The 7,344-nt window shown below is 72.7% G+C and carries 6 protein-coding genes and 1 pseudogene; 6 read left to right on the top strand and 1 reads right to left on the bottom strand.

Features of this window, described 5'->3' with window-relative positions:
• Positions 1-173 precede the first annotated feature (173 nt).
• The 6 genes from AOK01_RS39735 (at position 174) to AOK01_RS39710 (ending at position 7,046) form a co-directional block, all read left to right on the top strand.
• Positions 174-2,627, top strand: a complete 2,454-nt coding sequence (locus AOK01_RS39735) for an HAD-IC family P-type ATPase (protein ID WP_055520472.1) — start codon at positions 174-176, stop codon at positions 2,625-2,627.
• 194 nt (positions 2,628-2,821) lie between these two features.
• Positions 2,822-3,325, top strand: a complete 504-nt coding sequence (locus AOK01_RS39730) for an RNA polymerase sigma factor (protein ID WP_213089217.1) — start codon at positions 2,822-2,824, stop codon at positions 3,323-3,325.
• Positions 3,322-4,224, top strand: a complete 903-nt coding sequence (locus AOK01_RS39725) for a zf-HC2 domain-containing protein (RefSeq protein ID WP_055520467.1) — start codon at positions 3,322-3,324, stop codon at positions 4,222-4,224. Before AOK01_RS39730 ends, AOK01_RS39725 begins: the two co-directional genes overlap by 4 nt.
• 31 nt (positions 4,225-4,255) lie before the next feature.
• The gene (locus AOK01_RS39720) at positions 4,256-5,065 is read left to right on the top strand and encodes an ABC transporter ATP-binding protein (protein ID WP_190851064.1); all 810 of its coding nucleotides are present in this window, start codon (positions 4,256-4,258) and stop codon (positions 5,063-5,065) included.
• Complete coding sequence (locus AOK01_RS39715) at positions 5,062-6,474, top strand: hypothetical protein (protein WP_055520463.1); 1,413 nt, start codon at positions 5,062-5,064, stop codon at positions 6,472-6,474. The genes AOK01_RS39720 and AOK01_RS39715 overlap by 4 nt, the downstream gene beginning before the upstream one ends.
• Positions 6,471-7,046 carry a hypothetical protein gene (locus AOK01_RS39710; RefSeq protein WP_055520462.1) on the top strand — a complete coding sequence of 192 codons (576 nt, stop codon included), beginning with the start codon at positions 6,471-6,473 and terminating at the stop codon, positions 7,044-7,046. Before AOK01_RS39715 ends, AOK01_RS39710 begins: the two co-directional genes overlap by 4 nt.
• Positions 7,047-7,197: 151 nt before the next feature.
• On the opposite strand, the pseudogene AOK01_RS45945 reads toward AOK01_RS39710, so the two are convergent.
• Positions 7,198-7,344 (bottom strand): annotated as a pseudogene (locus AOK01_RS45945) (tRNA dihydrouridine synthase DusB); the annotation flags it as partial.

The following is a 7,344-nucleotide window of genomic DNA, read 5'->3' as shown; positions in this document are numbered from 1 at the left end:
TCAGGGGCGCGGGGAACTGCGCGCTCAGCCACGGCCGGTCCGCACCGAGAAACCGACCCGAGCCCCTCGGAGCGCGCCGCGTACAACCAGAGCATCATGACAGCTCCTCCCCTGGTCGGATCTTTGGCGGGCTCGGCGGGTGAAGGTGTATGTCCCGCCGTACCGTCGGGTGCATGACGCACATCGACGCGGGCGCCGAACTCGATCCCGTGCATCCCGTTCCGCTGCCCGCGAGTGCGGCCCGGGCGGGGGGTCTCACCACGGCCGAGGTCGCCGAACGGGTGGCGCGGGGCGAGATCAACGACGTACCCGTGCGCAGCAGCCGCTCCGCGGCCGACATCGTCCGGGCGAACGTCTTCACCCGGTTCAACGCGATCATCGGTGTGCTCTGGATGATCATGATGTCCGTCGCGCCGTTCCAGGACACCCTGTTCGGCTACGTCATCCTCGCGAACACCGGGATCGGCATCCTCCAGGAGCTGCGCGCGAAGAAGACCCTGGACTCGCTCGCGGTGATCGGCGAGGCGCGGCCGACCGTCCGCAGGAACGGGGCCGCCACCGAGATCGCCACGGCGGAGATCGTGCTCGGGGATTTGATCGAGATCGGGCCCGGCGACAAGATCGTCGTGGACGGCGACTGCGCCGAGGCCGACGGTCTGGAGATCGACGAGTCGCTGCTCACCGGTGAGGCGGACCCGGTCGTCAAGCAGCCCGGCGACCCGGTCATGTCGGGCAGCTTCGTGGTGGCGGGCGGTGGCGCGTTCACCGCGACGAGGGTGGGGCGCGAGGCGTACGCGGCGCAGCTGGCCGAGGAGGCGAGCCGCTTCACGCTCGTCCACTCCGAGCTGCGGACCGGTATCTCCACGATCCTCAAGTACGTGACCTGGATGCTGGTCCCGGCCGCGGTGGGCCTGGCCATCACCCAGCTCGTCAGCAAGGACAACGACGTCAAGGACTCGATCGCGCGTGCCGTCGGCGGCATCGTGCCGATGGTCCCGGAGGGCCTGGTCCTGCTCACCTCCGTCGCCTTCGCGATCGGCGTCATCCGGCTCGGCCGCAAGGACTGCCTCGTCCAGGAACTCCCCGCCATCGAGGGCCTCGCCCGCGTCGACACGGTCTGCCTCGACAAGACCGGCACCCTCACCGAGGGCGGCATGGACGTCACCGAGCTGCGGCCCCTGGGGAACAGCGACGGCTCCCACGACGAGCACGGGTCGTACGACTCCTACATACGCAAGGTGCTGGGCGCCCTCGGTGCGTCGGACCCCCGGCCGAACGCCTCGCTGCAGGCGATCATCGACGCCTACCCGGACGGCGGGGAGTGGCGCGCCGAGAGCGCGCTGCCCTTCTCCTCCGCCCGCAAGTACAGCGGCGCGTCCTTCACCGAGGGAGCCGGTGAAGGCGGGAGCGGGGGCACATCCAGTACGTGGCTGCTGGGCGCCCCGGACGTGCTGCTGCCCGACGGGGACCCCGCGCTCGCGGAGACGGAACAGCTCAACGAACAGGGGCTGCGGGTCCTGCTGCTCGCCCGGGCCGTCAGGGACCTCGACGACCCGCGCGTGCAGGAGGGCGCCCGGCCGGCCGCGCTCGTCGTCCTGGACCAGCGGCTGCGGCCCGACGCGGCGGACACCCTGCGGTACTTCGACGAACAGGACGTACGCGCCAAAGTGATCTCCGGCGACAACGCCGTGTCGGTCGGCGCGGTCGCCGCCAAGCTCGGCCTGCCCGGCGCCTCCGCCACGGTCGACGCGCGCCGGCTCCCCGCCGGGCGGGAGGAGATGGCCGAAGCCCTGGACGCGGGCACGGTGTTCGGGCGGGTCACCCCGCAGCAGAAGCGCGACATGGTGGGCGCGCTCCAGTCGCGCGGCCACACGGTGGCGATGACCGGCGACGGCGTGAACGACGTACTCGCCCTGAAGGACGCCGACATCGGTGTCGCGATGGGCTCGGGCTCGGAGGCCACCCGGGCGGTCGCCCAGATCGTGCTGCTGAACAACAGCTTCGCGACGCTGCCCTCGGTGGTCGCGGAGGGGCGCCGCGTCATCGGCAACATCACGCGCGTCGCGACCCTCTTCCTGGTGAAGACGGTGTACTCGGTGCTGCTCGCGGTGCTGGTGGTGTGCTTCCAGGTGGAGTACCCGTTCCTGCCGCGGCACCTGACCCTGCTGTCGACGCTGACGATCGGCGTGCCGGCGTTCTTCCTGGCGCTCGCGCCCAACAAGGAGCGTGCGCGACCGCACTTCGTGCGGCGGGTGATGCGGTACTCGATCCCGGGCGGCGTCGTCGCGGCGGTGGCCACCTTCACCACGTACCTGATCGCTCGCCACCACTACACCGGTGAGGGCGCGCTGGACGCGGAGACGAGTGCGGCGACCCTGACGTTGTTCCTGGTCTCCATGTGGGTGCTGGCGATCATCGCCCGGCCGTACACCTGGTGGCGGGTGGGTCTGGTGGCCGCGATGGGGCTCGGGTTCCTGCTCGTGCTCGTGGTGCCGTGGCTCCAGGAGTTCTTCGCGCTGAAGCTGGTGGGGACGACGCTGCCGTGGACCGCCGTCGGGATCGCGGTGGTGGGCGCGGGTGTCCTGGAGCTGGTGTGGAGGGGCGTCGACCGGAGGTTCCCCGCGTAGGACTCGTCAGGTTCCCCGCGTAGGACTCGTCAGGTTCCCCGCGTAGGGCTCGTTCGTAGGGACCCCCTCCAGGTGTGGCGCGCATCACGTCCGGAGGAAAACCTGCGGGCCTGTCCGGGCGTCTAGCCGGTGTGAGATCAGTCAGGGCGGCGGCGGCGCTGCACCAGGTGGACGAGGAGCGTCTCGTCCGGCTGGTGGCGAGAGGCGATCGGGCCGCGTTCGAGGAGCTGTACGGGCGTACGTCGCCGTGGCTGGCGGTGCGGCTGCGCCGCCGGTGCGTGGACGAGCAGATCGTCGCCGAGGTCATGCAGGAGACGTATCTGGCGGTGTGGCGCGCGGCGGGCGCGTTCGCCGGGGCCGCGGTCGGCGGGTCGGCCACCGGCTGGCTGTGGACGATCGCGGCGCGCCGCCTGGTCGACGCGTTCCGGCGCCGGGCCCACCACGCGGAGCCGCCGCCGGCCGCCGCCGTGCCCGACGCGGCGCCCGCCGCCGAGGAGGAGGCACTCGCGGCGACCGTCGGCGGTGACGTCGGGGACGCGCTGCGGTGCCTCGCGCCCGAACTGAGACAGGTACTGCAGGCCATGGTGCTCGACGGGCTGTCCGTCCGGGAGACCGCGGTCCTGCTCGGGCTGCCCGAGGGCACGGTCAAGACCCGTGCCCGCCGGGCCCGGATCGCGATGCGGAGGGCGCTGGCATGAACCAGGAACATGCCTCGGAACATGCCTCGGAACATGCGTCGGAACATGCGTCGACGCGGATCATCGAGGGGTACGCACACGGCGGCACCGGCCTCGCCGCCGACGAGGTGTGGGCCGTGGAGGCCCACCTGGAGGCGTGCCGGACGTGCCGTGACCGGCTGTCCGCCGCCGTCGGTGCCGGGGTGCCCGCCGTGGCGTCGCTGGTCGACACCGTGTGGTCCCGCCTCGAACCTCAGTTGGCCGTGACCCGTACGATGCCGCGCCGGCGGCGCCGGCCGGCGCGGTTGTCGCGGTGGATGACGCCGGTGATGGTGCCGTGGCTGGCCATGGTCGTGGGCGTGGCGCTGCTGGCCCTGCTGCTCGACCTGGCCGACACCGGAACCGGTATCGGCACCGGCACCGGTTCCAATACCGGTTCCGGTTCCGGTTCCGGCGGGGTGTCGCTGGTGCTGCTGTTCGCGCCCGTCCTGCCCGTGCTCGGCGTCGCGGCGTCCTGGTCGCGCGGCCTGGACCCGGCGTACGAACTGACGGCGTCGGCGCCCAGGGCCGGGCTCCAGCTGGTGCTGCGGCGCACCGCGTCCGTGCTCGGCGTGGTCGTCCCCGCGCTCCTGCTGGGCGGCTGGGCGACGGGGGTGATGGTGGCTCAGTGGCTGCTGCCCTGCCTGGCCTGCACGGCGGCGACGCTGGCGCTCGGCGGTGTCGTCGGGGTGACCCGCGCCGCCGTCGTGCTGGCCGCCGTGTGGGCCGCGGTGGTCGTGGCGCCGACCCTGGCCACCAGCCGTACGGCCGTCGCCCTGCGGACGGACGGCCTGCCCGCGTGGGGGCTGGTCCTCGCACTCGGCGTCGGTGTCGTGATCGCCCGCAGAGGCGCGTACTCCGTGCTGGAAACCCATCGATGACCCATCGATCACCAACGGAAAGGACCAACACATGACGTCCGCGGTGAGCGCCGCCGACATCGCACCGACGGCCTACGCCTGGGAGATCCAGGCCACCGGGCTGAAGGTCAGGGCCGGCAGGAAACGGATGGCCGTCGACGGACTGGACCTGTCGCTCGGCATCGGCGTACACGGCCTGCTCGGCCCCAACGGGGCGGGCAAGACCACCCTCGTCCGGGCACTGGCCACCGTGCTGCGCCCCGCCGAGGGCACCCTGGAGCTGCTCGGCGAGTCGGCGGGCGGCCGGGGCGAGCACCGTGCGCTGCGCCGCCGGATCGGTTACCTGCCGCAGGAGTTCGGCCACTACAAGCGCTTCACGGTGCGCGAGTTCGTCGAGTACATGGCGTGGCTGAAGGAGGTACCGAAGGCGGAGATCCCCGCGGCGGTGCAGCGCGCCGTGGAACGGGTCGGTCTGGCGGACCGCGCCGACGACAGGCTGAAGTCCCTGTCGGGCGGCATGGTGCGCAGGGTCGGCATCGCCCAGGCCATCGTCAACGACCCGACGATCCTGCTGCTCGACGAGCCGACGGCCGGCCTGGACCCGGCGCAGCGACTGCGGTTCCGCGAGCTGCTGCAGGAGCTGGGCACGGACACCTGTGTGCTCGTCTCGACCCATCTGGTGGAGGACGTCGCCGCCGCCTGCACCGACGTGGTGCTCCTCGCCGAGGGGCGACTGGTCTTCCAGGGCACCCCGGACGACCTGGCGGCGGCGGGCGGCCCCGAGCACGTGGGCGACAGCCCGCTGGAGCGCGGCTACTCGGCACTGCTGCTCAACCCCGCCCAGGAAAGGGGCACTTGGTGAACGGCGCTGTCCTGCGCATCGAGCTGAGGCGTTCCGTCGCCCCGTGGGCGGGCGCCGTGGTCCTGACGACGGCGCTGGCGTTCCTGTGCCTGCTGGACGCCGCCTGGTCCAGGGGGCCCACGGCGTGGACGGCCCAGTGGACGTCCCTGGCCCTGTGGACCCGGTCCCTGCTGTTCTACCTGTGGCCGCTCGCCGTGGGGCTCGGAGCGCTGCAAGGCCTGCGCGACCACCGCTCGAAGATGTCCGAGCTGCTGACCAGCACGCCGCGGCCCGCCTGGCAGCGCGCGGCCACGACGGCGGGCACGACGGCGCTCACGCTGGCCTCCGCCTTCGCGCTCCTCGTCCTCGTGGGCGGGGTCCAAGTGGTCGCCAACAGCGGGTACGCGCACCTCGGGTGGCTGCCGATCTCGCTGGTGGGGGCGCTCTCCCTCGTCGCGGGTGCCGTCCTGGGCATGGGGGCCGGGCGGGCCCTGCCGTCCGTGCTCACCCCGCCCGCGCTGGCCATGGGCGCCTTCGTGTTCACGGTTCTGATGAACGCGTCGCTGGGCCGGACGGAGACGGCCACGGCGTCGGGGGTTCCTCGCACGGAGCCGAACCGGATCTCGCTGCTGTCACCGGCGGTGGAGGAGGTGCGCGACACGCTCGTCACGCTCTCCGCCTCCGTGCACGTCGGGCAGACGCTCTGGCTGCTCGGCATGGCCACGACCGGTTTCGCGCTGCTGGTCGCCGCGAGCCCGCGGGCCCGGCTGCTCGCCCTGACACCCGTCCTGGCGGGCGCGGCGATCGCCCTGCTCGTCCTGCCCTCCGACCCGCGCCGGATCTACGTCCTCGACGAGGCCGCGGCGGAGCCGGTGTGCGAAGGACTGGTGTGCGTGACCAGGACGCAGCAGGCCCGCCTCCCCGACCTGGCGGGTCCCGGCAAAGAGGCGCTGCGCCTGCTGCACGGCGCCCTGGGCGGGCGGGCGCCGGTCTCGATCCGGGAGAACACCGCGGTACTGCCGGACGGCTCCACGCCGCGGTGGTCCCGCGAGACCGTGCTCCTCGACTTCGGCGACGACACCGCCCTCACCACCGCGAAGGGCGAGGAACTGACCCGGGCCCTGATCGCCAAAGCCATGGTGCCGGGGTGCACCCCCACCGGCTGGAGCAGCTTCGGGCAGGACCAGTACGCGCAGGCCGTCGCGGTCGGCTGGGTCCTCGGGGACCGGGGGGACCTCGGGCCGCTGCCCGGCACCGGCTCGGCGGCTGCGCGCCGCGAGGTCGACGCCGAGGCCCGCCCGGTGTGGCGGAAACTCAGGGCACTGCCGCGGGCCGAACAGCTCGCACGGATCAACGCGATGCGCGCCGCCGCGCTCTCCTGCAAAGGCGACGCGTTCGACGTCCTGTCCGGCGGCGGTGCGTCCCGGTGAGATGGCTGATGCTGTACGCGCGTTCGCGCCAGGTACCCGCATCGCTGGCCGCGGTGGTGATCAGCGCGGTGGCGGGGTGGGCGCTCGCCCGGGACGGGGGCGCGGGGCCCGCTGACCCGCGGCTGCCCGTGCTGGTCCTCGCCACGGGGACGATGGCGGCCTCGGTCGGACTGGGCGGGCAGGACCTCGCGCTGGACCGGACGGCCGCGATCAGCTGGCTGCCGCGCAGAGCGGCGCATGTGCTGCTCGCCGGCGCGGTGGTCGCAGCGGCGCTGCTGACGGTGCAGACAATGGGGGAGTCCATGGCCGACACGGCGTTCGTGGTCCGGAACAGCGCGGGCCTGATGGGCCTGGCCGCCCTGGGCGCGGCGCTGGCGGGCGCCCAGTACGCCTGGACACTGCCGTTCGCCTGGCTCGCGTTCGCACTCTCCGCCCCACCCCCGACGAACGTACCGATGCAGATGGCAACGTGGATGCTCCTCCCACCCGACACAACAACAGCCACCTGGACAGCCCTGACCCTCACAGCGGCAGGCACCGCGGCCTACGCGCTAACGGGCCCAAGAAGATGAACAGGGGCGCGGCTGCTCTTCAGGGGCGCGGGGAACTGCGCAATCTTTTGCTTCTAAGGGGCGCGGGGAACGGCGCAATCTTTTAGGGGCGCGGGGAACTGCGCGACCAGCCCCCACCGGCCCGCACCCGAAACGACACGACACGACACGCTCACCCCCCGGACGTATCCAACTCCGCATCCTCACTGATGCCGGCACAGTCGTACGGATCCTTCAGCCACCCGTCCGGCAGAACAACCCTGTTGTTGCCGGACGTACGCCCACGCGGCCCGTCCGCCCCCACCGGCCACGCCTGGTC

Source organism: Streptomyces aurantiacus, from assembly GCF_001418335.1.
Taxonomy (GTDB): Bacteria; Actinomycetota; Actinomycetes; order Streptomycetales; family Streptomycetaceae; genus Streptomyces; species Streptomyces aurantiacus.
Note: the sequence above shows the minus strand (reverse complement) of the source record. Positions and strands in the feature narration are given on the sequence as shown.

Excerpts from the sequence above, each read along its gene's own strand:
- AOK01_RS39720 (WP_190851064.1), top strand. The coding sequence starts at position 4,256 with ATGACGTCCGCGGTGAGCGCCGCCGACATCGCACCGACGGCCTACGCC.
- AOK01_RS39735 (WP_055520472.1), top strand. The coding sequence starts at position 174 with ATGACGCACATCGACGCGGGCGCCGAACTCGATCCCGTGCATCCCGTT.
- AOK01_RS39725 (WP_055520467.1), top strand. The coding sequence starts at position 3,322 with ATGAACCAGGAACATGCCTCGGAACATGCCTCGGAACATGCGTCGGAA.